The organism is Polynucleobacter sp. AM-7D1, assembly GCF_018688455.1.
GTDB lineage: Bacteria > Pseudomonadota > Gammaproteobacteria > Burkholderiales > Burkholderiaceae > Polynucleobacter.
On sequence record NZ_CP061319.1, the window covers coordinates 1,529,553 to 1,551,913 of the forward strand.

The window sequence follows — 22,361 nt, forward strand, 5'->3', positions numbered from 1 at the left end:
GACTGCTTAAAAACAGTCTCGCTGTCCACTTGCCCCAAATTTCTTCAAAATAAAGCGCAAGTGGCTGAATTAAATCGGTTTTTTTCTGGGAATAGAGGATTATAGTCGATTGTGACTTTTTTACCCTCAATAAGAGTAAAAATTTGGGGGTAATTTCGGGTTTTCTGAGCTTAAATCAGAAAATTCTTAGGAGAACTTCAATCTTTCGCCCAACTCGCGATATCGAGCCCGATCTTGCTCAGTAGCAGTGCTGCCAGCAATCTTTTGAGCGATTTCCGTCATTTCTGATTTGAGGTGGGTAAGCTCAAGCTTTTTGAACGCTCCTTCGAGATCCGCAACCGCTCCTTCGAGATCCAAATCTGAGCCCATTACCCGCTTTCTCAATACCTCGTAGAGCGGGGCTAACTCACTTCGGGATAATTGCTCCTGAAATAAAGCGAATGCGCCAGCACCTACTACGGGTGGCTTGCCATTCTCGCCAGGAATCAACTCAATCTGGTCGCATTGAGCCAATAAATCCTTCATAAGCTCCAATGCTTTTGCTGAACGCAATTCTGAGGCCTGCAAAGCCAGAGCCCTCTTGTTGGCATCTAAGGCTTTTCCCAAATGTGGGAACTGAATCAAAACGCGCAACATCTGCTCTGCTAAATCCGTAGGGGCTTGAGGAGGTGGAATATTTTGTATTGGGGCTCTTTTTGCTGAACCTTTAGATGCTTGCCAAGGTGCGCCTTGTGTCCTGTTGCCACTATTGGATTGCACAAAGTTTGGTGCGCGTTGATTCGTTGTTGCATAAGTACCTTGCTGCACTGGTGCAGGCGCAACCGTCAATCCACAGAAAGACTCCAACTCAGCGGCTGTTGAATTTGTTCGAATGGCTAACTCGCGCAAAATTTGTGTACGTAGCGCAATTGGAGGCATCGATAGCAACAAAGGCTTTGCAGCATGGTGGGTTTGCGCCCTACCCTCAGGCGTTGTCAACTCATGGTCTTGACTTGCAATTTTGAAGAAGAAGCTCGAAATCGACATGGCTTCTTTAATGATCTTTTCAAAGGCAGGCGCACCATAGGCGCGGACATAACTGTCAGGATCATGCTCCGTCGGTAAAAATAAGAAACGAATCTCTTTGTCATCAGACATCAATGGCAGACATGCTTCCAATGCGCGCTGTGCAGCACGCTGACCAGCAGAGTCGCCATCAAATGAAAACACAACGCGATCAGTTTGACGTAACAACATGCGCACGTGATTAGCAGTACAGGCCGTGCCTAATGTCGCCACTGCATTAGGGAAGCCCAACTGCGCCAGCGCCACGACATCCATGTAGCCCTCGCATACAAGAACATATTCTTGAGAGCGGATGGCTTGCCTTGCTTCAAATAATCCATAGAGCGTATTACCTTTAGAGAACAAAGGCGTCTCTGGAGAATTTAAATACTTCGGCTCACCTTGATCCAAGATTCGCCCACCAAAGCCAATGGTCTGACCTTTGGGATTACGAATCGGGAACATGATGCGATCACGGAAGCGATCATAGCGTTTAGCTGTTTGCTTATTTTCCGTCTGCTCACTCTGAATAAGCAAGCCACCCTCAAGTAAAGTCTTCGCCACTTCATCATTGGCATAGGTACCAAAGACTGCCTCAAGCCCTTGCCAACCATCTGGCGCATAACCCAAGGCATAACGTTTAGCAATCTCACCAGTAAGACCGCGCCCCTTGAGATACTCGACTGCACGTGGTGCCACTTTGAGTTGTTGGCGATACCAATCAGCAGCTGCGCTCATAACCTCACTTAATGCCATGGTCTGCTGTTGGCGTGCAACATCATTCGCTGTGCGCTCCTCACGCGGGACATCTAATCCTGCAGAACGCGCTAAGTCTTCAATGGCATCTACATAGCCAAGACCGGAATACTCCATGAGAAAACTAATGGCAGAGCCATGAGCTCCACAACCAAAGCAGTGATAGAACTGCTTGGTAGGTGATACAGAAAAAGAAGGAGATTTCTCAGAATGAAAGGGACACAAACCTTGATAGTTCGCGCCCGCTTTTTTTAACTTCACGTGCTGCCCAACCACATCCACGATGTCGACCCGATTCAATAAATCGGCAATGAAGGATTGGGGTATCAGAGCCATCAGTAGTGGGTGAGGCTTTTAAAGTATTTAGTCTTAACTTATCTTCAACTTACTTAGCCAGCGCAGCTTTAACTAAACCAGAAACTTTACCCATATCGGCTTTACCTGCCAATTGGCCTTTGAGAACGCCAATCACTTTGCCCATATCTTGTGGACCAGCAGCGCCTGTCGAAGCAACTGCCGCAGCTACCGCTGCCTCTACTTCCGCATCAGATAATTGTGCTGGCAAGTAGTCTTGGAGAATAGTCATCTCTGCTGCCTCAATAGCGACCAAATCATCACGATTGGCTTTTTCAAATTGAGAGATAGAGTCTTTGCGCTGCTTAATCATTTTCTCAACAGTAGCAATCACGCTCGCGTCATCCATCATAATGCGATCATCTACTTCACGCTGTTTGATGGCCGCCAATAAAAGACGAATTGTTCCAAGGCGCGCCACTTCTTTTGCACGCATTGCATTTTTCATATCTTCAGTGATTTGATCTTTCAGACTCATGGCATTTTTCCCGGTATTGAATATCTAATAAATTGCTGCTGATTCAAAAGCAAAAACCCGCTGCGTTTCACCGTCAGCGGGTTTCAAAGCCTCTCGGTGAGGAGAGCTTTTAAATTCGATTAGTAAAGCTTTTTAGGCAACATCTGGCTGCGAATACGCTTGTAATGGCGTTTAGCAGCAGCGGCCTTTTTACGCTTACGTTCAGCCGTTGGCTTCTCGTAGAACTCGCGGGCACGCAAGTCTGTCAAAAGACCATTTTTTTCAATGGTGCGCTTGAAACGGCGCAATGCCACTTCAAAAGGTTCGTTCTCACGGAGGCGGACTGTAGTCATACTTGTTTAACTCGTATATGCTCGAAAAATATCGAAAAAATTAACTGAAACGCGATTCTAGCACGACCAAGCAAAAAAATGATTGTTTTAGGCATAGAAACTTCTTGCGATGAGACCGGGGTAGCCATATACGACACCGCCCCCTGGGAAAATCATGCTCCAGCCCATCAGGGCATCCTAGGGCAGGCTTTGCACTCCCAAATTGCCATGCACCGTGACTATGGGGGCGTTGTCCCAGAATTGGCCTCCAGGGACCATATCAGGCGGGTTTTACCCCTCTTAGATGATGCTTTGCATGAATCTGGCCTCAAATTAAAGGATATCGACGCCGTCGCCTATACCCAAGGCCCGGGCTTGGCTGGAGCCCTACTCGTAGGCAGCGCCTTTGCCAAATCCTTAGCCCAAGGCCTTAATTTGCCATCGATTGGGGTGCATCACTTAGAAGGGCACCTACTTTCCCCACTTTTAGGGGTTTCTGTGCCGAAATTTCCCTTTATTGCCCTCCTAGTCTCTGGTGGACATACCCAGCTAATGCTGGTGAGTGGGGTTGGTAAGTACCAACTTCTGGGTGAAACCTTGGATGATGCAGCCGGCGAAGCCTTTGATAAAACTGCCAAATTGCTCGGCTTAGATTACCCAGGCGGAGCCGCCATCTCGAAGTTGGCAGAAAAAGGGCAATCTGGGCGATTTGATCTGCCCAAACCAATGTTGCACTCAGGGGATTTAGATTTTTCCTTCTCGGGACTCAAAACAGCGGTTTTGAACCAGGTGAAAAAATTTGAGGCATTAGGCATTTCTGATTCAGATGAAATTGCGACATTCCATGCGGATCTTGCACGAAGCTTTGTCGATTCTTTGGTGGCGGTGCTGGTCAGCAAATCCGAGAAAGCACTTAAGCAATGTGGCTGCAAGCATTTGGTGCTGGCCGGTGGAGTGGGTGCCAATTTGCAGTTGCGCGCAGCGCTCAATGCTAGCGCCAAGAAGAATCGATTTGAAGTGCACTACCCACCAGTTGATCTCTGTACTGATAACGGTGTGATGATTGCATTTGCTGGAGCACTCCGCATGTTGGCAGAAAATAATGGTTCAACTACTTCAGGCGCATTTGATATCAAACCCCGCTGGGATTTGGCGAGCAATAATCTCGCTTAAGTAAATCTCGTTTTAGTGCTGCTTACTTAGTCAGGCTAATTTTGGCGTAAGCGCTGTGATTGTGAATCGACTCAAAATTCTCAGCCTCAACCACTAAAGACAAAATACGCTCGTCATCTTTGAGTTGGCCAGCTACATCACGCACCAAGTCTTCTACAAACTTTGGATTGTCATAAGCGCGCTCAGTAACCCACTTCTCGTCAGGACGCTTGAGCAAGCCCCATAACTCGCTTGAAGCCTGGCTCTCAGCGGCTGCAACCAAATCTTCGACCGTCATCCTGGTCTGCGGATCAAGCTCTACTGACATGGTTACGTGTGAGCGCTGATTGTGCGCCCCATATTCAGAAATCTCTTTTGAGCAAGGGCACAAACTCATCACTGGAACTAAGGCGCGAAGGTTTAACTCAACGTCAATTGCACCAGAAGTATTTTGCTTAGCCTTAGCAGTCCAAGTCACTTCGTAATCCATCAAGCTTTCTACACCAGATACGGGTGCAGCTTTTTTAACGAAGTGCGTGTAGGTAAATTGAATACGGCCTTCTGTTGCATTTAGCAGGGGCAACATCTCACGCACCATAGCTACTACAGATGCACTATCAATTGGTTCATTGTGTTTTTGTAAGAGCGCAATGAAGCGGGACATGTGGGTGCCCTTCACGTGCGCAGGCAAAGCCACATCCATCTCAAAATTACCAACAGCTGGCATCACACCTGTCTGAGTACGGATGCTTAATGGATGACGCAATCCCCGAATACCCACCTGCTCAATTGGTAAAGCACGCTCATCATGCGAGGACTGAATATCCGGCATGGTTTGCGGTTTGAGAAAGGCGGTGTTGATGTCGTTCATGACTCTATTTTCAGGCAAAAATGACTTATTTGCCTGCAGCAACAGGATTTGCAATAGTTTTAACTGGAAAACGTAAGGAAATAGCCTTTGCAATCCCCTCGGAGTCCAGGCCACATTTACTCATCAGGAGTTTGTAATCGCCATGTTCCACGAATTCATCTGGAAGACCTAGTTGCAATAGGGGCTTGTTAATACCCATAGCTGAAAGAGCCTCTAAACATGCACTGCCAGCACCGCCCTGAATCACACCATCCTCAATCGTCACAAAGTAATCATGGTCTTGAGCCAAAGATTTGAGGAGCTCAAGATCTAATGGTTTTACAAAACGCATATTGGCAACCGAGGCATCGATTTTTTCAGCAACTTCGAGCGCTGGATAAAGCAAAGTACCAAAAGCCAAAATCGCAATGCGCTGACCAGCAGGTGCATTGGACTTACGGCGTAACTCACCTTTGCCTAATGGCACGGTACGCAATTCTTTTGAAGGAATCGTTCCTACACCAGCACCACGTGGGTAACGCACTGCGCTTGGGTGCGACTGATGAAATGCGGTAGTCAATAAATCACGGCACTCCGCTTCATCTGCCGGCGTCAAAACCAACATATTCGGAATACAGCGCAAGAATGGAATGTCATACGCACCAGCATGCGTTGCGCCATCTGCACCAACTAAACCTGCACGATCTAATGCAAACAATACTGGCAAATCCTGAATAGCAACATCATGAATGAGTTGGTCGTATGCGCGCTGCAAGAATGTTGAATAGATTGCAACAACTGGCTTCATACCTTCGCATGCCATACCAGCAGCAAAAGTCACTGCATGCTGTTCGGCAATACCAACATCGTAGTAGCGCTTGGGGAAATTTTGTTCAAATTCAACGAGTCCGGAGCCTTCACGCATTGCAGGTGTGATGCCAATTAACAATGGATCAGCATGCGCCATATCGCAAAGCCATTCACCAAAGATTTGAGTAAAGGTTTTTTGAGATGAGGTAGCAGACTTCTTAACACCCTCTTCTGGATTGAATTTACTAGGTCCGTGATACAGAACTGGGTCTGCTTCAGCCAATTCGTAACCTTGACCCTTGCGCGTTACGACATGCAAGAACTGTGGGCCACGGCCTTCAAGCGCCAAACGGCGTACGTTTTGCAGCATCGGAATAAGCGCATCTAAATCGTGACCATCAATTGGCCCAAAGTAGTTAAAGCCAAATTCTTGAAAAATGGTTGATGGCGAGACCATACCCTTGGCATGATCTTCTAAACGTTTTGCAAACTCACGCAAAGGAGGAGCAATCGATAAAACGCTATCAATACCTTTTTTGGTTGCAGAGTAAATATTGCCACTCAGCAATCTTGCGAGGTGTCGATTGAGCGCGCCCACTGCTGGCGAGATCGACATATCGTTGTCATTCAGAATCACCACCAATGGCAAGTCGTCATACACACCCGCATTATTCATAGCCTCAAATGCCATACCGCCTGTCATCGCGCTATCACCAATCACTGCAACGGCAACTTGTTTCTCACCCTTGGTCTGGAAAGCACGCGCCATACCCATCGCTGCAGAAATACTTGTAGAGGAGTGGCCAGTGCCAAAGGCATCGTATTCACTTTCAGCGCGACGTGGAAAACCAGATAAGCCATCAAACTGACGCAAGGTATTCATGCGTTCCCGACGACCAGTCAAGATTTTGTGTGGATAACTTTGATGACCTACATCCCACACCACGCGATCGGCGGGCGTATCAAACACATAGTGCAGCGCGATTGATAACTCGACTGTTCCCAAATTCGAGGAAAGGTGTCCCCCTGTTTTAGAAACGGAATCCAAAACAAACTGACGCAACTCATCTGCGAGTGCAGGAAGCTGCTCTCGGGGAAGTTTTTTTAAATCTGCAGGGGAGTGAATGGAATTTAAAGTCATCAAATCTCAGTAATCTTATTTGCCTCTATTAACCACTAATAGAGCCAAATCTTTTAGGGCTTGGGCTTTAGGGCCAAAACTCTCTAAGCTAGCAATTGCTGTTTCTTGCAAATCTTTTGCTGCTTTCTGTGCATAGTCTAAACCCATCAAGGTCACATAGGTTGGCTTGTCATTAGCGGCGTCTTTTCCAGCGGTTTTACCCAAGGTTTGACTATCTGCAGTGGCATCGAGCACATCATCCACGATTTGAAAGGCTAAACCTAAAGCTTGGGCGTAATTTTGCAGATGCTGCATTTGGGCTGAATTAAGTTTGGCAGCAATACCACCCATCTGCACCGAACAAGAAAGCAGCGCTCCTGTTTTCATCGCATGCATTTGCTTTAAGCCTGCGAGATCCAATTTCTTTCCCACACTGTCCAGGTCGATTGCTTGCCCGCCTGCCATACCGCGCGAACCAGAGGCGCTTGCTAATGCGCTAATCATGGCTAAGCGAATGTCGGCGTCGCACTGTGCGTTTGCTAGCACCTCAAATGCGCGAGTCTGCAATGCATCGCCAACTAACAAAGCAGTCGCCTCATCATAGGCCTTATGTACTGTAGGTCGGCCACGACGCAAATCATCATCGTCCATACAAGGCAAGTCGTCGTGCACCAAGGAATAAGCATGAATGCATTCAATTGCTACTGCAGCAGCATCCAATGCATTTGGATTTGCTTCATCACTCAAGGCACCAGCGGCATAAACCAATAAAGGACGAATACGTTTACCGCCACCTTGAGCGGCATAACGCATGGCTTCATGCAAACGCACGGGATTGGTATTGGCGGCATCAAGCAAGTTCTCTAAAGCCGATTCAGTTCGTTGCCCGTGAGCACGAACCCAATCCTCGAATGAAAGCACCTTGTTCATAGAGCTCAAATCTCAGCCTAACTTACGCTTCGAATACCCGAACTTGCTGCTCAACTTGAGCGAGCATGGCCTGGCAGTGTTTTAGGAGTGCTGCACCACGTTGGTAGGCCAAAAGCGTCTCCTCCAGGGAGAATTTGCCAGATTCCATGTCAGAAATGAGCTTTTCCAGCTCCTTTACAGCCTGCTCGTAACGCAAGTTAGGGTCGATTTGAACCTCAAGACCGGGTTTCTGACCCTCAGATTTCTTTGCTGGCATTGGCTTATTTCCTTCAAATTTCTTGCAGATATAGCCCTACATATTAAAGCGAGACAGGGGTCAGATGGGTATAATCCCCTCCTTCCTTTCCAATATCGATCCGTCGATGGTTGGATTGGTTATTCCGCTTAGCTTCGGCTGACGTTTTCGGGGGTGGGGAGAATGACTAATCTGGCTACCGCGCAGCAGCTTGCGCCGTCCAATTTACAACTGCCGGTTTCGGCTTATTTTGACGTTGAGCTCTATCAACGTGAAATTGAACTGCTTTTTAAGCAGGGGCCAGGCTATGTTGGTCACGAACTCATGGTTCCTGAAGTTGGTTCCTACCAAACCTTGACCTCAGAAAATGAAGGTCGACTCTTGGTTCGCAATCAAGAAGGTATTGAACTCCTATCAAATGTCTGCCGTCATCGCCAAGCACTCATGCTCAATGGCAAAGGCAAGGCGGACAATATTGTTTGCCCATTGCATCGCTGGACCTACGATTTAAATGGTCAACTCATGGGCGCACCCCATTTTGAAGATAAGCCTTGTCTTAATCTAGGCAAATCCCCTCTGCAAAATTGGCAAGGGCTCTTATTTGAAGGTCCACGCGATGTTCGTGCCGATCTTGCCAAACTCGGTGTTGCCGATGATCTCAAGTTTGAGGGTTACGTTCTGGATCATGTTGAAGTCCATGAATGTAATTACAACTGGAAGACTTTTATAGAGGTCTATCTCGAGGACTATCACGTTGTTCCATTTCACCCAGGCTTGGGTAAGTTTGTTTCTTGCGAAGATCTGCGTTGGGAATTCGGTGACTGGCACAGCGTACAAACTGTTGGTATTCACAAGAACCTTGAGAAACCTGGATCACCGGTTTATCAAAAGTGGCATGAAGCAGTTCTACGCCACCACGAGGGCAAAACACCTCGCCATGGCGCTATCTGGCTGACCTACTATCCCAATGTGATGGTCGAGTGGTACCCAGGTGTTCTCTGCGTTTCCACCTTGCACCCTATGGGTCCAAATAAAACTCGGAACGTGGTTGAGTTCTATTACCCGGAAGAGATCGCCCTCTTTGAGCGCGAGTTTGTAGAGGCGGAGCGTGCAGCCTATATGGAAACCTGCATTGAAGATGATGAAATTGCAGAACGTATGGATGCCGGTCGCGCCGCCCTACTAGCCCGCGGTCAAAATGAAGTAGGTCCATACCAAAGCCCCATGGAAGACGGCATGCAACATTTCCACGAATGGTACCGTCGCGCCATGAGTTACGAAGGCGCATAATTCAGTAACACCCATCCCGCTCTCAATAGGAAGCCATCATGACGCCTCTCATTACTGCAAATCAGTTAGAAGAAATCATTAACAGCGGTGAAAATGTATTGCTCTGTGATTGCCGCTTTGATTTAGTGGATCCCTTAGCAGGCCGCAAATCCTATCTTGAGGGTCATATTCCTGGCGCGCTCTATGTCGATCTAGACCACGATCTATCCGGTGAAAAAACGGGCAAGAATGGTCGTCATCCGCTACCTAGCCCTGAGGCTTGGGCGCAAACTAAATCACGCTTGGGTATTGACTCAAACACTCTAGTAGTTGCATACGATAATCAAGGCTCTGTATATGCCAGTCGCTTATGGTGGATGCTCAAAGCCACTGGCCATGCCAACGTGCAAGTATTAGATGGTGGCCTAGATGCTTGGAATGGCCCGATTGGCACAATGCCTCGCGAAGCAAAATCAACATCAACGCCAGTGCCTGCAATGCCTTATGTTGGCCTAGTAACAGTAGAGGAAGTTGTTCACAATCTCAAAGCCAAAAATAATATAGTTGTGGACGCTCGCGCAAATGATCGCTTCCATGGTCAAAATGAAACCTTAGATCCTGTTGGCGGGCACATCCCCAACGCGATTAATTATTGCTTCAGAGAAAATCTTTCCAAAAAAAGCTTCAAGGCACCAGAACAACTATTCAAAGACTTTCATGATCTCTTGGGCTCAACTAAAGCATCTGAAGTCATTCATCAATGCGGCTCTGGAGTAACCGCCTGTCATAACCTGTTGGCTATGGAAGTCGCCGGCCTCAAAGGCTCACGTCTGTATGCAGGTAGTTGGAGCGAGTGGTGCGCCGACCCAAGCAGGCCAGTCGCACTCTAATGCAGTAGCGAGAGCAAGATTACAAAGCCAACGCCGCAAGCAATCAAAATCGTTTGACGTAAAGACTCCGCCCAGTGTGGGCGGCGATGCATTTGTGGAATGAGATCACTCACTGCAATGTAAATAAAACTACTTGCGGCAATCACGAGCAAGTAAGGCATTGCCGCATTTACTCTTTCCAAAAAGAAATACGCTAATACCCCACCCACCACTGCAGATAAACCACAAATCAGGTTGTATATGAGTGCGCGCGTGCGTGTGAATCCTGCATTGAGCAATACGATGAAATCCCCAATTTCCTGCGGGATCTCGTGAGCAATAATGGCAATCGCAGTAAAGATGCCGACTTGGTAATCGGCCATAAATGCAGCAGCAATCAAAACACCGTCAACAAAATTATGTAATCCATCGCCCACCAAAATCATCCAACCGCTGCGACCCGCAACCTCTGCATCGTGTCCATGGTGGTGACCATGACCATCTCCTTCGTGATGATGGCTATGACGCAGTAAAGCGATTTTCTCAAGCAAGAAAAAGCCCAAGAGACCTGCAAGCAAAGTAGCAAATAGCAACTTGGCATCCACGCCCGGCATCGTAAATGCCTCAGGTAATGAATGCAGCAAGGCAGTAGCCAGCAAAATACCTACCGACACACTGACCATGCTGTGAACCATCTTTGACAGAAATGACAAAGAAAAGCTTGCCGCAACAAGAACGCTAGCGGCTCCCGCTAGCGCTGTTACCAGCACAATGCTTTGCAGTACTGACATGAAAATTAAGCAACCCCGTTTTGTTTAAACCAGGCAATACATTTTTCCCAGCCATCCTTCGCTGGACCTTCGCGATATAAAGCGCGATAGTCCGCATGGAAGCCATGAGGTGCATCTGGATAGACTTCAAAACGGGAGGCTTTAGCAGCTGGATTTTTCGGGGCTGCTGCTGCAAGCGCTTGACGCATCTGCTCAACAGTTTCGAGTGAGATGCCCGCATCAGCTCCGCCATATAAACCTAAGACTGGAGCCTTCAAGTCAGCAGCAATATCAACTGGGTGGCGAGGATTGCCTTCAGTTTTTTCACCAACTAAACGGCCATACCAAGCTACACCAGCCTTGACCTGAGGCAACGTAGCTGAGAGCCAAGTAATACGACCACCCCAACAAAAACCTGTGACGCCAACTTTTTTCACATCACCACCGTTTTTGCCAGCCCATTGAATGGCTGCCTGTAAATCATTTAAGACTTGAGAATCTGGAGTCTTGGCAACAATATTGCTCATGATCTCGGCAGTAGTTCCATAGGTATTAGGATCGCCTGCTCGGATAAAGAATTCTGGGGCAATCGCCATATAACCTAATTTAGCAAAACGTCTAGTAACGTCAGCAATGTATTCATGTACACCAAAGATTTCACTTGCAACGATCACAATCGGCAAATTACCTTTAGCTTTTTCTGGACGAGAAACATAAGCTGGCATCTGAAAGCTTCCGACTGGAATCATTTGCTCACCCGCTTTAATGCCCTTGAAATCCGTTTCGATTGCTTGTGCCATCACAGGCTCTGAGGCGGCTACAAAACCAATTCCCATCGTGGTTGCTGTAATGGCAGAGGCTTTCATGAAACCTCTTCTGTCGCTAGCAATTACTTTTGAATCTAAATCTTTTTTTGCAGTCATTTTTTGTCTCCTCACCTGTAATTAATGTGCTTCTTCCCAATTATCGCCAATCCCAATACCCACCACCAAAGGAACCTTCAGTTCAGCCACCTTACACATCAAATCAGGTAGCTTTGCCTGCAAGAGCTCGAGCTCATCTAAGGGTACGTCAAATACTAATTCATCGTGCACCTGAAGCAACATACGGGTCTTGAGACCCTCTTTTTCTAGCCAATTCTCAACCGCCACCATGGCCAATTTAATCAGATCAGCCGCAGTGCCTTGCATGGGGGCATTAATTGCAGCCCGCTCCGCACCCTGACGACGAGGACCATTCGAACCCTTAATCTCCGGCAGCCATAGGCGTCTGCCAAAGACTGTCTCGACATAGCCATTCTCTCTAGCCTCCAAACGAGTGCGTTCCATATATTGAGCCACCCCTGGATAGCGATCAAAGTATTTGGCAATGTAATTCTGAGCTGCCGAGCGCTCAATACCCAAGTTACCCGCTAAACCAAAAGCACTCATACCGTAGATCAGGCCAAAGTTAATGACCTTGGCATAGCGACGCTGCTCTGAATTGACGCTTTCCAGTGGCACACCAAAAATCTCAGCGGCAGTTGCTTGGTGCACGTCTTTACCGGCAGCAAATGCAGCTAACAGATTTTCATCTTCAGCAATATGCGCCATGATGCGCAATTCAATTTGAGAGTAGTCGGCAGAGAGAAGTTTGCAACCTTCAGCCGGAATAAATGCCTCACGAATACGGCGCCCCTCCTCTGTGCGAACAGGGATATTTTGCAAGTTTGGATCGCTTGAAGCCAAGCGTCCTGTTACTGCGGTCGCTTGAGAAAAACTCGTGTGCACGCGACCGGTTTTAGGATCAGCCATGCGTGGCAGTTTCTCAATATAGGTCGACATTAACTTAGCAAGACTGCGGTAGTCCAAAATACGCGCAGGCAAAGGATAGTCTTCAGCCAACTTTTGTAAAACCTCTTCATCAGTTGATGGTGCGCCCGATGGTGTCTTCTTAATTACAGGAAGCTCTAGCTGTCCAAACAAAATTTCTGCGATCTGTTTGGGGGACTGAATATTGAATGGTTGCCCAGCCAGCTTATGAATCTCTCCCTCCAAGGCAAGCAAACGCTTGCCGACCTCTTGGCCTTGCTGAGATAACAGCGCCGAATCAATCCGAATGCCATTGCGCTCCATGATGCCAAGCACACGCATGGCTGGCATCTCAATGTTTTCATAAACGTAAAGAAGGCCTGGGCTTGCCTGGATTTGAGGCCACAGTGCGTGGTGTAAACGCAAGGTAATGTCCGCATCTTCTGCCGCATAGTCTGTAGCGATCTTCAGATCCACTTGATCAAAACCAATCTGATGCACGCCCTTACCGCATACCTCTTCATACTTAATGGTCTTCATGCCGAGGTGTCGCTCGGCTAAGTTATCCATGTTGTGCGGCATATGTGATTCAAGCACATAAGACTCCAGCATGGTGTCAAATGCAATGCCCTGCAAAGTAATCTTGTAGTTCGCAAATATATGGCTGTCGTACTTGAGGTTTTGACCTACCTTCAAATGCAAAGCGCTTTCCAACCATGGCTTCAGGCGCGCTAAGACTAATTCACGGCTGAGTTGAGCCTCCCCATTACTGTGCGCAACTGGGATATAGCAGGCCTCTCCAGAGGTGACACAAAGCGAGATACCGACAATCTCAGCTGCTAGTGCATCCAAGCTAGTAGTTTCTGTGTCGACAGCTGTTAGCTCTGCGTCTTCAATTTTTTTAATCCAGCGGTCTAGTGCAACCTCATCCACCACACACTCATAGTGTTTGGCAATAGCGCCTTGCAGATCCATTGTTTCTTGCGATAAGGCAGTTGTTGCCTCTGTAGCAGTAGGGCCAAACTTCTTGGTGTCAGCTTTTACATTTTCCTCTGAAGAATTTTTGATGGGGCTGCCAGCTAAATCAAAACCACCGCCAGCTTCAGGGGCTACTCCACCCAACTGCTTCTCCACATCACGCAACCAAGTTTTAAATGCGTAACGCTCAAATAACTCTCGCAAAAGCGGTGCATCCTCTGATTTTGCGTGCAAGTCATCCAAGCCTGGAAGATGGGGGGATAAATCGCAATCCGTTTTCACGGTAATTAACTGTCGTGCTTGTGGAAGCCACTCCAAACTATTGCGCAAGTTCTCGCCTACAACACCCTTCACTTGATCGGCATTTGCCATCAAGTTGTCCAGGTCACCAAACTCGGCTAACCATTTGTTGGCTGTTTTAGGTCCCGCCTTCGGAACACCAGGTACGTTGTCAACGGTATCCCCAATAATCGACAGGTAATCCACGATGCGCTCTGGAGGTACGCCGAATTTTTCAATAACCCCATCGATATCCAACTTCTCATTGGTCATCGTATTAATCAAGGTAACCGAGGAATTCACTAACTGAGCCAAATCTTTGTCGCCGGTAGAAATAATGGTTTCCCAGCCAGCTTGGGTGGCTTGGCAAGCTAAGGTACCAATCACATCATCAGCCTCAACCCCAGAAACCATCAGTACTGGCCAGCCCAAAGCCTTCACCATCGCATGGATCGGCTCAATTTGTTTAACTAAATCTTCAGGCATGGGGGAGCGGTGCGCCTTGTACTCAGAGTACATTTCATCCCGGAAAGTCTTACCTTTGGCGTCAAAAACACAGGCAATATGGTCAGCCTTGAGTTCCGAGCGCGCTCGGCGCATCATATTGACCATCCCATAGATTGCCCCTGTTGGGTCACCCGCCCCATTTCTGAGGTCTGGCATGGCATGAAAGGCGCGATAGAGGTAGCTAGAACCGTCTACCAACAAGAGTCTATGTTTAGTCATACCGCAATCGTACAATCTAGTTGCTAACTGCCTACAGATCAGGTTCAAATCCTCCTGAAAAGAGGCCAATAAAGGTGAAAAATGATGCAAGCTCTAACTAACTTACTCCACTCTTCTGTGAGCCAACCCCTTGTTCTAACAAGCTTTTTAGTGGCTCTTGCCTCTTTCGGCTTAAATTCAGCGCATGCTCAAAATAATTCTCAGGCACTGAGCCCATCAGAGCTTCAACGCATCAATAACCAGCCATTAGCTCCAGCCGTCAGCGCATCTGAAGTAACGAATGCACCTGAAGGTCGCAAACCGAGCTTTCAGCATAAAGAGGCTACTGGCACTGAAATTACGGAATATAAAGACACAAACGCACCTACTCAGGTGGATGTAAAGACACGCTATACCAGCTATGAAATGGCGCCTCCAGCAACCGTTATGCCAGGCGTACCAAAAGAAACTGATCTCATTAGCGTTCCGAGCGTCAAAATTCCTTTTTAGTCATTGACGCTCTGCACCTCACCATTCGCATCTTTCACTTTTAGTCATGGCTGTTTTCACACCTGTTGAATTAAGCGATATCTCACATTGGATCGCAAGCGATTTTGATATTGGCCGAGCAGTCGATATTCGCGGCATTCATGGTGGCATCGAGAACTCCAATTTTTTTCTCGACACTGAAAAGAACGGCAAGAAACAGGAGTACGTTCTCACTATTTTTGAAAGACTGTCAGCAGCCCAGTTGCCGTATTACTTAGAGTTGATGCGTCACTTGGCAAACAAAGGCATTCCCGTGCCCAAGCCACTCGAGAATAAACAAGGACAGATTCTATTTACCCTTAAAGATAAGCCTGCAGCGATTGTGAGTAAGCTTCCAGGGATCTCTAGACTCGCTCCTGAAGTAAGGCATTGCGCTCTGGTTGGTGAAAATTTAGCCAAGATGCATTTAGCAGGTAGTGACTTCAAGCACACCCAAGAAAATCTTCGCAGCCTGTCTTGGTGGAAAAAAACGGTTCCTCTGGTACTCACCCACTTGAGCGATTCTCAAAAAGAATCACTCACAACCGAACTCGCTACTCAAGAAAAATTCTTTGCCTCTGAGGCATATACTTCGCTGCCGCAGGGGGCAAGCCACTGCGATCTGTTTAGAGATAACGTACTATTCGACCCCCAAGGTGCTGGCGATAGCTCTCAAGATCAGCTAGGCGGTTTCTTCGACTTTTATTTCGCTGGAACAGATAAGTGGTTATTTGATTTAGCGGTTACAGTAAACGATTGGTGCCTCGCCGAAAATAAACAGGATTTAGATTCTGCTCGCTTCATGGCGCTAATGGATGCCTATCAATCTGTTCGACCACTTACCGACAGCGAGAAAGCAAGTTGGCCACTAATGGTGCGTGCTGCAGCTCTGCGGTTTTGGATTTCTCGCTTGTGGGATTTTTACTTGCCGCGTGATGCGCAAATGCTGACCCCACATGACCCTCGTCATTTTGAAAATATTCTCTTAAGTCGCAAAGCAATATGAAACTAAATTCTGTCTCTCCAAAAGAAGGCTATACCTGGATCCGTCAAGGTATTTGGCTTTTTAAACAAAATCCATTGGGCTTTTTAACTTTGATTTTTCTGTATGTCTTTGTAGCGCAATTAGCTGTTCTCGTGCCAGTGATTGGTGTTTTTGCCGTTTTATTACTCACACCCACCTTATCTGTTGGCTTTATGACCGCCTGTCGCTTAGCCATTCAAAAAGAACGCATTCGTCCAACAGTCTATGTGACTGCCCTGCAATCCACCCCCTTAATTCGAAAACGTATTCTTCAGTTAGGCTTGGTGTACGCAGCGCTCATTCTGATGTTGAGCTTTATCTTAGGGATGCTGGTGGATTTTGACGTACTGATCCCACTCATGACAAATGAAAAACCCATTACACCCGAAGCGCTCAACCAGATTTATTTGATTCTCTTTTTTGGCAGCCTACTCTATGTACCAGTTGCAATGCTCATGTGGTTCTCTCCCGTGCTTGTTGCTTGGGCTGACATGCCAGTAGCTCAGGCACTCTTTTCTAGTGCCATTGCATGCTGGACAAATCGCGGTGCATTCTTTTTATATATCGCAATTTGGGGTGCGATCCTGGTTGCCATTCCATTGACCATTGGCTCTATTCTGGATGCACTAGATTTTGGTCAAGCCGCATCATTCATCATCGCCCCCATTTCCATGGCGGGACTAACTGTAATGCATTGCTCTTTCTTTGCAACCTGGAAAGCCTGCTTTGCTGAAAAAGAATCGGCAAGCTTGATTGCGTAACTACTGACTTAGCTACTGATTTAGTCTATTGCAGCAAGCTTAGCAATACTGAGCTGTAGCCATTTCACACCATGGCGCTTGAAGTTCACTTGAGCACGCGCATCAGCATCATTACCCTCCAAGCCCGTCACCCTACCCTCGCCAAATTTGGTATGGAAAACATTCTGACCAATCGTAAATGGGTAATTGCCACGTGGTGGTGAGGCCATTCTGGTCACTGAGGTTGAAGCAGAGCCTACTCGCCCAATTTGTCTTGCAGGTCTCTCACGCTCATTACTACTGTCAAAGAAATCATTCGATCCAAACTCACGTTGACGCGTGTAGCCATCTTGCCAAGTAGACCCTGAACGACCACCATTACCACTGGTGGCTCCGCCCCAGCGAGCATCTTTTACTTTTGGAGTGAGCCACTTCAAGGAATCGGATGGCAATTCTTCCAAGAAGCGGGAAGGCATGTTGTAGCGCACCTGACCATGCAACATTCGTGACTGTGTATGCGAAAGATAGAGACGCTCTTTTGCTCGAGTAATTGCGACATACATCAAGCGACGCTCTTCCTCTAAACCATTCTGCTCATTAATACTGTTCTCGTGCGGGAATAAACCTTCTTCTAAGCCCGTAATAAATACGGAGGTGAACTCCAAACCTTTAGCCGAGTGGACTGTCATGAGCTGAACGGCGTCTTGACCAGCCTGAGCCTGGTTGTCACCAGCCTCGAGAGAGGCGTGTGAGAGGAATGCTGCCAATGGAGATATCTCCACCGTACCAGGCGCGTTTTCACCTGGCAGCGTAGCAGCAGTAGCATCCTGCCCATAACCCTCTTCCGCAATAAATGCGGTTGCAGCGTTAATGAGTTCTTGTAAGTTTTCTACGCGGTCTTGGCCTTCACGCTCAGAGAGATAGTGCTGAATCAATCCGCTGTTCTGAATCACAAACTCCACTGTCTCTGGCAAAGTGTTGTGACGAGTAGCTTCACGCATATGATCAACCAATCGCACAAAACCACCCAATGAGGCGCCCGCCTTACCATCCAATGTTGATGCTGCTAAATATAAAGAACTATTTTGTGCGCGAGCTGCATCTTGCACGGCCTCAATCGATCTTGCCCCAATGCCACGTGTTGGGAAATTCACTACACGCGAGAAAGAGGTATCGTCATTTGGATTTTCTAGTAGGCGTAAATACGCTAAAGCATGTTTAATTTCAGCGCGCTCAAAGAAGCGTAGCCCACCGTACACGCGGTACGGAATTGCTGCGGAGAATAGAGCATGCTCGATGATGCGTGACTGAGCATTGCTGCGATAGAGCAAAGCAATTTCAGTACGCTTGATACCGCTATTTACTAGCGCTTTGATTTCGTCTACGAGCCAAGCAGCTTCTGCATGATCACTTGGAGCATCATAGATGCGGACTGGCTCACCATGACCAGCATCGGTGCGCAGATTTTTACCCAGACGATCCGTATTGTTGGAAATAAGATAGTTGGCCGTATCTAAGATATGGCCATGCGAGCGATAGTTTTGCTCAAGCTTCACCATCATTGGGTGGTATTGCTTTTCATACAAACGCATATTCTCGACGTCTGCACCCCGGAAGGCATAAATACTTTGATCGTCATCACCCACCGCGAAGACTGCACTACTTCCCATGCCGCTCACATTTACACGGCTAGCGTCGTGACCAGAGAGCAATTTAAGCCAAGCGTATTGCAGTGCGTTGGTATCTTGAAACTCATCAATCAAGATATGACGGAAACGCTCTTGATAGTGGGTGCGAATGGCTTCGTTATGTTTTAGTAATTCATAGCTACGCAATAAGAGTTCAGCAAAGTCGACCACACCCTCACGCTGACACTGCTCATCGTAAGCTGCATACAACTGAGCCATCTTAGCCTGGAAGTCATCACCTACAGATAACTCTTTAGCGCGCTGACCACGCTCTTTTGCGTGCGCAATGAAATACTGCAACTGCTTAGGGGGGTATTTCTCATCATCGACCTTTAAACCCTTCAAAAGGCGCTTAATTGCGGAAAGCTGATCTTGAGTGTCCAAAATCTGAAAAGTGGACGGCAAACCCGCTTCTTTGTGATGGGCGCGCAATAAACGGTTGCAAAGACCGTGGAAAGTGCCAATCCACATACCCCGGGTATTGATGGGCAGCATGGCACTTAAGCGCAACATCATCTCTTTAGCAGCCTTATTGGTGAAGGTCACTGCGAGCACACCAATGGGTGATACCTGCCCGGTTTGGATCAACCAAGCTATACGGGTCGTGAGGACGCGGGTTTTTCCACTACCGGCACCAGCCAAAATCAGGGCCGACTGGGCTTGGCCATTTGAATTGACAGGCGGGAGGGTCACTGCCTCGCGTTGTTCTGGATTAAGGTTTGCGAGCAAGTCTGAGTACATCGCCCCAATTATAATTTGCCTCTTATGCCAAATGCTTCGAATACCCCCAATTCACCCGCGGCCAGTTCCTTAGATGAGCTAGCCAAATCCTACGAACCTGCCCCAATTGAAGCTTATTGGGGTCCGGAATGGGAACGCCGAGGCATTGCCGACGCCACCCTAGATGAGGGCAAGGGAGATTTCTCGATTCAATTGCCGCCACCGAATGTGACAGGCACCCTGCATATGGGTCATGCTTTTAATCAAACCATCATGGATGGCTTGGTGCGTCACGCCCGCATGTCCGGCAAAAATACCTTATGGGTTCCCGGTACAGATCACGCAGGCATCGCCACACAAATCGTCGTTGAACGCCAACTCGATGCACAGAAAGTTTCTCGCCACGATTTAGGTCGTGAGAAATTCTTAGAAAAAGTCTGGGAGTGGAAAGAAACTTCCGGTAACACCATCACTCGCCAAATTCGTCGCCTAGGCGCTTCGATTGATTGGGGTAAAGAATATTTCACAATGGACAGCAAGATGTCCAAAGCAGTTGTTGAAGTATTTGTTCGTTTGCATGAGCAAGGATTAATTTATCGTGGCAAACGTTTAGTGAACTGGGATCCGGTTTTAGGGACAGCAGTTTCGGATTTAGAAGTGGTGAGCGAAGAAGAAGATGGCTCGATGTGGCACATCCGCTATCCATTAGCAGATGGCTCCGGACACCTGACCGTTGCCACTACTCGCCCAGAGACCTTATTGGGTGACGTTGCCGTCATGATCAACCCAGAGGACGAGCGCTACAAACACCTCATTGGCAAGTCAGTAAAACTGCCACTATGCAATCGCGAGATCCCGATCATTGCGGATGACTATGTAGATTTAGCTTTTGGTACTGGTGTAGTGAAAGTAACTCCCGCTCACGATTTCAATGACTATGCAGTTGGACAACGCCACCAGTTACCACTCATTAATATTTTGACACTTGATGCCAAGATTAATGAGAATGCACCAGCGGTGTATCAAGGTCTTGAGCGTTTTGCTGCACGCAAACAAATTGTTGCTGATTTGGATGCGGCTGGTTTATTAGAAAAAGTACAGCCGCATAAATTGATGGTGCCACGTGGTGATCGCACTCAAACCATTATTGAGCCTATGCTCACTGACCAATGGTTTGTGGCAATGTCTAAACCAAGTCCAGACAATCAATATCAACCAGGCTCATCCATCGCTGGCGCAGCATTAGATGCAGTCACTAAAGGTGACATCAAGCTCGTTCCTGAAAACTGGATTAATACCTACACCCAATGGCTAGAGAACATTCAAGACTGGTGCATCTCACGCCAACTCTGGTGGGGCCATCAAATCCCCGCCTGGTATGGCGATGATGGCCAGATCTTTGTTGCTCGTTCTGAAGAAGAAGCCAAAGCCAAAGCTGTTGCGGTGGGCTATACAGGTCAACTGAATCGCGACCCTGATGTCCTAGATACCTGGTTTAGCTCCGCACTTGTACCCTTTAGCTCATTAGGCTGGCCAGAGGAAACGCCTGCTCTCAAGCATTTCTTACCTTCATCTGTTTTGGTCACCGGCTTTGACATCATCTTCTTCTGGGTGGCCAGAATGGTCATGATGACTTGTCATTTCACTGGCATGGTCCCATTTAATACCGTCTATGTTCATGGCTTGGTACGTGATGCCGAAGGTCAGAAAATGAGTAAGTCCAAAGGAAACACTTTGGACCCAATCGACCTCATTGACGGCATCAAGATTGAAGAATTGGTTGCTAAGCGCACCACCGGCTTAATGAATCCCAAGCAAGCAGAAAGTATTGGCAAGAAAACTAAAAAAGAATTTCCGGAAGGGATTCCTGCGTTTGGTACGGATGCCTTACGCTTTACATTCGCTTCGCTCGCTTCACTTGGTCGCAACATTAACTTCGACCAAAAGCGCTGTGAAGGCTATCGCAACTTCTGCAACAAGCTTTGGAATGCTACTCGCTTTGTGCTCATGAATTGCCCTGGCGATGAACAAGAAAATGGTTTTGCTCCTTGTGACAACCAATGCGGCCCAGAAGGACGATTAGACTTCTCTCCCGCAGATCGCTGGATTGTTTCTTTACTACAAAGAACGGAAGCTGATGTTGCTAAAGGCTTCCAGAACTATCGCTTTGACAATATTGCTAGCAGCATTTATCAGTTTGTTTGGGATGAGTATTGCGATTGGTACTTAGAGCTAGCCAAGGTTCAATTGCAGACTGGGACACCGGCACAGCAACGCGCTACTCGTCGCACTTTGCTACGCGTTTTAGAAACCATCTTGCGCATGGCACATCCACTCATTCCATTCATTACTGAAACCCTCTGGCAAACCGTTGGGCCTAAGGTTGGCAAGGAACTGACCAAGCAAGATAAGCAAACGATTGCACTGCAGCCATATCCTGTTGCTCAGCTCGATAAGATTGATGAGCAAAGCGAAGCTTGGGTAGCTCAGATTAAATCGATTGTGGATGCTTGCCGTAATTTACGTGGTGAGATGCAAGTCTCTCCTGCGCTCAAGGTGCCTCTCTGGATTAGTGGACCGCAAGACTTCCTGAAAAAGGCCAGCCCATACTTAACCGCGCTGGCTAAGTTATCTGAAGTCAAAATCTATGATGACGAGTCTGCACTCGAGAAGGATGCACCGGGCGCACCAATGGCCTTAGTAGGTAATCTCAAGCTATTACTCAAAATTGAAGTGGATGTTGCAGCTGAGAGAATTCGCCTGAGTAAAGAAATTGAGCGCCTAGCAAATGAGATTACCAAAGCACGTAGCAAGCTTGGTAACGAAAGTTTTGTAGCGCGAGCACCGGAAGAGGTCGTTGCCCAAGAAAAGCAACGTCTTGCTGGATTTGAGCAAAACCATGAGAAGCTTGTTGCACAATTAGAGCGACTGAAATAAAGCAGCAATACAACTGATCGGAAT

The 22,361-nt window shown here is 47.6% G+C and carries 18 protein-coding genes; 7 read left to right on the forward strand and 11 right to left on the reverse strand.

Annotated features, from left to right (window positions below; genetic code table 11):
• Positions 1-186: 186 nt before the first annotated feature.
• The 3 genes from dnaG to rpsU form a co-directional block, all read right to left on the reverse strand.
• Positions 187-2,130, reverse strand: a complete 1,944-nt coding sequence (gene dnaG / locus GQ359_RS08070) for a DNA primase (protein WP_215387941.1) — start codon at positions 2,128-2,130, stop codon at positions 187-189.
• Positions 2,131-2,185: 55 nt separating this feature from the next.
• A complete protein-coding gene (locus GQ359_RS08075) occupies positions 2,186-2,632 on the reverse strand; it encodes a GatB/YqeY domain-containing protein (protein WP_215386535.1) in 447 nt (148 codons plus the stop codon).
• Between the two features lie 119 nt (positions 2,633-2,751).
• Positions 2,752-2,964 (reverse strand): 30S ribosomal protein S21, encoded by a 213-nt coding sequence (gene rpsU / locus GQ359_RS08080; RefSeq protein ID WP_011903537.1) that lies wholly within the window; start codon positions 2,962-2,964, stop codon positions 2,752-2,754.
• Positions 2,965-3,042: 78 nt separating this feature from the next.
• Between rpsU and tsaD the strand changes: the two genes are divergently transcribed.
• A complete protein-coding gene (gene tsaD / locus GQ359_RS08085; RefSeq protein ID WP_215386537.1) occupies positions 3,043-4,116 on the forward strand; it encodes a tRNA (adenosine(37)-N6)-threonylcarbamoyltransferase complex transferase subunit TsaD in 1,074 nt (357 codons plus the stop codon).
• Positions 4,117-4,138: 22 nt separating this feature from the next.
• Here the strand turns inward: tsaD and folE2 are convergent, their stop codons facing one another.
• The 4 genes from folE2 to xseB are packed head-to-tail and all read right to left on the reverse strand — an operon-like array spanning position 4,139 to position 8,061.
• Complete coding sequence (gene folE2, locus GQ359_RS08090; protein WP_215386539.1) at positions 4,139-4,966, reverse strand: GTP cyclohydrolase FolE2; 828 nt, start codon at positions 4,964-4,966, stop codon at positions 4,139-4,141.
• A gap of 25 nt (positions 4,967-4,991) precedes the next feature.
• A complete protein-coding gene (gene dxs, locus GQ359_RS08095) occupies positions 4,992-6,896 on the reverse strand; it encodes a 1-deoxy-D-xylulose-5-phosphate synthase (RefSeq protein WP_215386541.1) in 1,905 nt (634 codons plus the stop codon).
• A 15-nt stretch (positions 6,897-6,911) separates the two neighbouring features.
• Positions 6,912-7,805, reverse strand: coding sequence for a polyprenyl synthetase family protein (locus GQ359_RS08100; RefSeq protein WP_215387942.1), 894 nt, complete (start codon positions 7,803-7,805; stop codon positions 6,912-6,914).
• 22 nt (positions 7,806-7,827) lie between these two features.
• Positions 7,828-8,061 carry an exodeoxyribonuclease VII small subunit gene (xseB, locus tag GQ359_RS08105; protein WP_015421852.1) on the reverse strand — a complete coding sequence of 78 codons (234 nt, stop codon included), beginning with the start codon at positions 8,059-8,061 and terminating at the stop codon, positions 7,828-7,830.
• Between the two features lie 162 nt (positions 8,062-8,223).
• Here xseB and GQ359_RS08110 point away from each other — a divergent pair, with 162 nt between their 5' ends.
• Positions 8,224-9,330, forward strand: coding sequence for an aromatic ring-hydroxylating dioxygenase subunit alpha (locus tag GQ359_RS08110; protein ID WP_215386543.1), 1,107 nt, complete (start codon positions 8,224-8,226; stop codon positions 9,328-9,330).
• A gap of 38 nt (positions 9,331-9,368) precedes the next feature.
• Positions 9,369-10,199: a sulfurtransferase gene (locus tag GQ359_RS08115; protein ID WP_215386545.1), complete on the forward strand. Its 831-nt coding sequence runs from the start codon at positions 9,369-9,371 to the stop codon at positions 10,197-10,199.
• Here GQ359_RS08115 and GQ359_RS08120 read toward each other — a convergent pair.
• From GQ359_RS08120 to polA, 3 genes are read right to left on the reverse strand one after another with little or no spacing between them, the layout of a single operon-like run.
• Positions 10,196-10,969 carry a ZIP family metal transporter gene (locus GQ359_RS08120; protein WP_215386547.1) on the reverse strand — a complete coding sequence of 258 codons (774 nt, stop codon included), beginning with the start codon at positions 10,967-10,969 and terminating at the stop codon, positions 10,196-10,198. The genes GQ359_RS08115 and GQ359_RS08120 overlap by 4 nt on opposite strands.
• 5 nt (positions 10,970-10,974) lie before the next feature.
• The gene (locus GQ359_RS08125) at positions 10,975-11,871 is read right to left on the reverse strand and encodes a dienelactone hydrolase family protein (RefSeq protein ID WP_215386549.1); all 897 of its coding nucleotides are present in this window, start codon (positions 11,869-11,871) and stop codon (positions 10,975-10,977) included.
• A 21-nt stretch (positions 11,872-11,892) separates the two neighbouring features.
• A complete protein-coding gene (gene polA, locus GQ359_RS08130) occupies positions 11,893-14,721 on the reverse strand; it encodes a DNA polymerase I (protein WP_215386551.1) in 2,829 nt (942 codons plus the stop codon).
• Positions 14,722-14,802: 81 nt separating this feature from the next.
• On the opposite strand from polA, the gene GQ359_RS08135 reads away from it, so the two are divergent.
• The 3 genes from GQ359_RS08135 to GQ359_RS08145 are packed head-to-tail and all read left to right on the forward strand — an operon-like array spanning position 14,803 to position 17,013.
• The gene (locus tag GQ359_RS08135; RefSeq protein ID WP_251367859.1) at positions 14,803-15,210 is read left to right on the forward strand and encodes a hypothetical protein; all 408 of its coding nucleotides are present in this window, start codon (positions 14,803-14,805) and stop codon (positions 15,208-15,210) included.
• 46 nt (positions 15,211-15,256) lie between these two features.
• A complete protein-coding gene (locus tag GQ359_RS08140; RefSeq protein ID WP_215386553.1) occupies positions 15,257-16,234 on the forward strand; it encodes a homoserine kinase in 978 nt (325 codons plus the stop codon).
• A complete protein-coding gene (locus GQ359_RS08145) occupies positions 16,231-17,013 on the forward strand; it encodes a BPSS1780 family membrane protein (protein ID WP_215386555.1) in 783 nt (260 codons plus the stop codon). Before GQ359_RS08140 ends, GQ359_RS08145 begins: the two co-directional genes overlap by 4 nt.
• A gap of 20 nt (positions 17,014-17,033) precedes the next feature.
• Here the strand turns inward: GQ359_RS08145 and GQ359_RS08150 are convergent, their stop codons facing one another.
• Entirely contained in the window at positions 17,034-19,421 is a 2,388-nt protein-coding gene (locus GQ359_RS08150) for a UvrD-helicase domain-containing protein (RefSeq protein ID WP_215386557.1), read from the reverse strand.
• 24 nt (positions 19,422-19,445) lie between these two features.
• On the opposite strand from GQ359_RS08150, the gene GQ359_RS08155 reads away from it, so the two are divergent.
• Positions 19,446-22,337, forward strand: coding sequence for a valine--tRNA ligase (locus GQ359_RS08155; protein WP_215386567.1), 2,892 nt, complete (start codon positions 19,446-19,448; stop codon positions 22,335-22,337).
• Positions 22,338-22,361: the final 24 nt, after the last annotated feature.

What these genes read in the sequence shown, in the direction of transcription:
- GQ359_RS08075 (WP_215386535.1), bottom strand. Translation starts at nt 2,632, where the DNA reads ATGAGTCTGAAAGATCAAATCACTGAAGATATGAAAAATGCAATGCGT.
- rpsU (WP_011903537.1), bottom strand. Translation starts at nt 2,964, where the DNA reads ATGACTACAGTCCGCCTCCGTGAGAACGAACCTTTTGAAGTGGCATTG.
- tsaD (WP_215386537.1), top strand. Translation starts at nt 3,043, where the DNA reads ATGATTGTTTTAGGCATAGAAACTTCTTGCGATGAGACCGGGGTAGCC.
- folE2 (WP_215386539.1), bottom strand. Translation starts at nt 4,966, where the DNA reads ATGAACGACATCAACACCGCCTTTCTCAAACCGCAAACCATGCCGGAT.
- dxs (WP_215386541.1), bottom strand. Translation starts at nt 6,896, where the DNA reads ATGACTTTAAATTCCATTCACTCCCCTGCAGATTTAAAAAAACTTCCC.
- GQ359_RS08100 (WP_215387942.1), bottom strand. Translation starts at nt 7,805, where the DNA reads ATGAACAAGGTGCTTTCATTCGAGGATTGGGTTCGTGCTCACGGGCAA.
- xseB (WP_015421852.1), bottom strand. Translation starts at nt 8,061, where the DNA reads ATGCCAGCAAAGAAATCTGAGGGTCAGAAACCCGGTCTTGAGGTTCAA.
- GQ359_RS08110 (WP_215386543.1), top strand. Translation starts at nt 8,224, where the DNA reads ATGACTAATCTGGCTACCGCGCAGCAGCTTGCGCCGTCCAATTTACAA.
- GQ359_RS08115 (WP_215386545.1), top strand. Translation starts at nt 9,369, where the DNA reads ATGACGCCTCTCATTACTGCAAATCAGTTAGAAGAAATCATTAACAGC.
- GQ359_RS08120 (WP_215386547.1), bottom strand. Translation starts at nt 10,969, where the DNA reads ATGTCAGTACTGCAAAGCATTGTGCTGGTAACAGCGCTAGCGGGAGCC.
- GQ359_RS08125 (WP_215386549.1), bottom strand. Translation starts at nt 11,871, where the DNA reads ATGACTGCAAAAAAAGATTTAGATTCAAAAGTAATTGCTAGCGACAGA.
- polA (WP_215386551.1), bottom strand. Translation starts at nt 14,721, where the DNA reads ATGACTAAACATAGACTCTTGTTGGTAGACGGTTCTAGCTACCTCTAT.
- GQ359_RS08135 (WP_251367859.1), top strand. Translation starts at nt 14,803, where the DNA reads ATGATGCAAGCTCTAACTAACTTACTCCACTCTTCTGTGAGCCAACCC.
- GQ359_RS08140 (WP_215386553.1), top strand. Translation starts at nt 15,257, where the DNA reads ATGGCTGTTTTCACACCTGTTGAATTAAGCGATATCTCACATTGGATC.
- GQ359_RS08145 (WP_215386555.1), top strand. Translation starts at nt 16,231, where the DNA reads ATGAAACTAAATTCTGTCTCTCCAAAAGAAGGCTATACCTGGATCCGT.
- GQ359_RS08150 (WP_215386557.1), bottom strand. Translation starts at nt 19,421, where the DNA reads ATGTACTCAGACTTGCTCGCAAACCTTAATCCAGAACAACGCGAGGCA.
- GQ359_RS08155 (WP_215386567.1), top strand. Translation starts at nt 19,446, where the DNA reads ATGCCAAATGCTTCGAATACCCCCAATTCACCCGCGGCCAGTTCCTTA.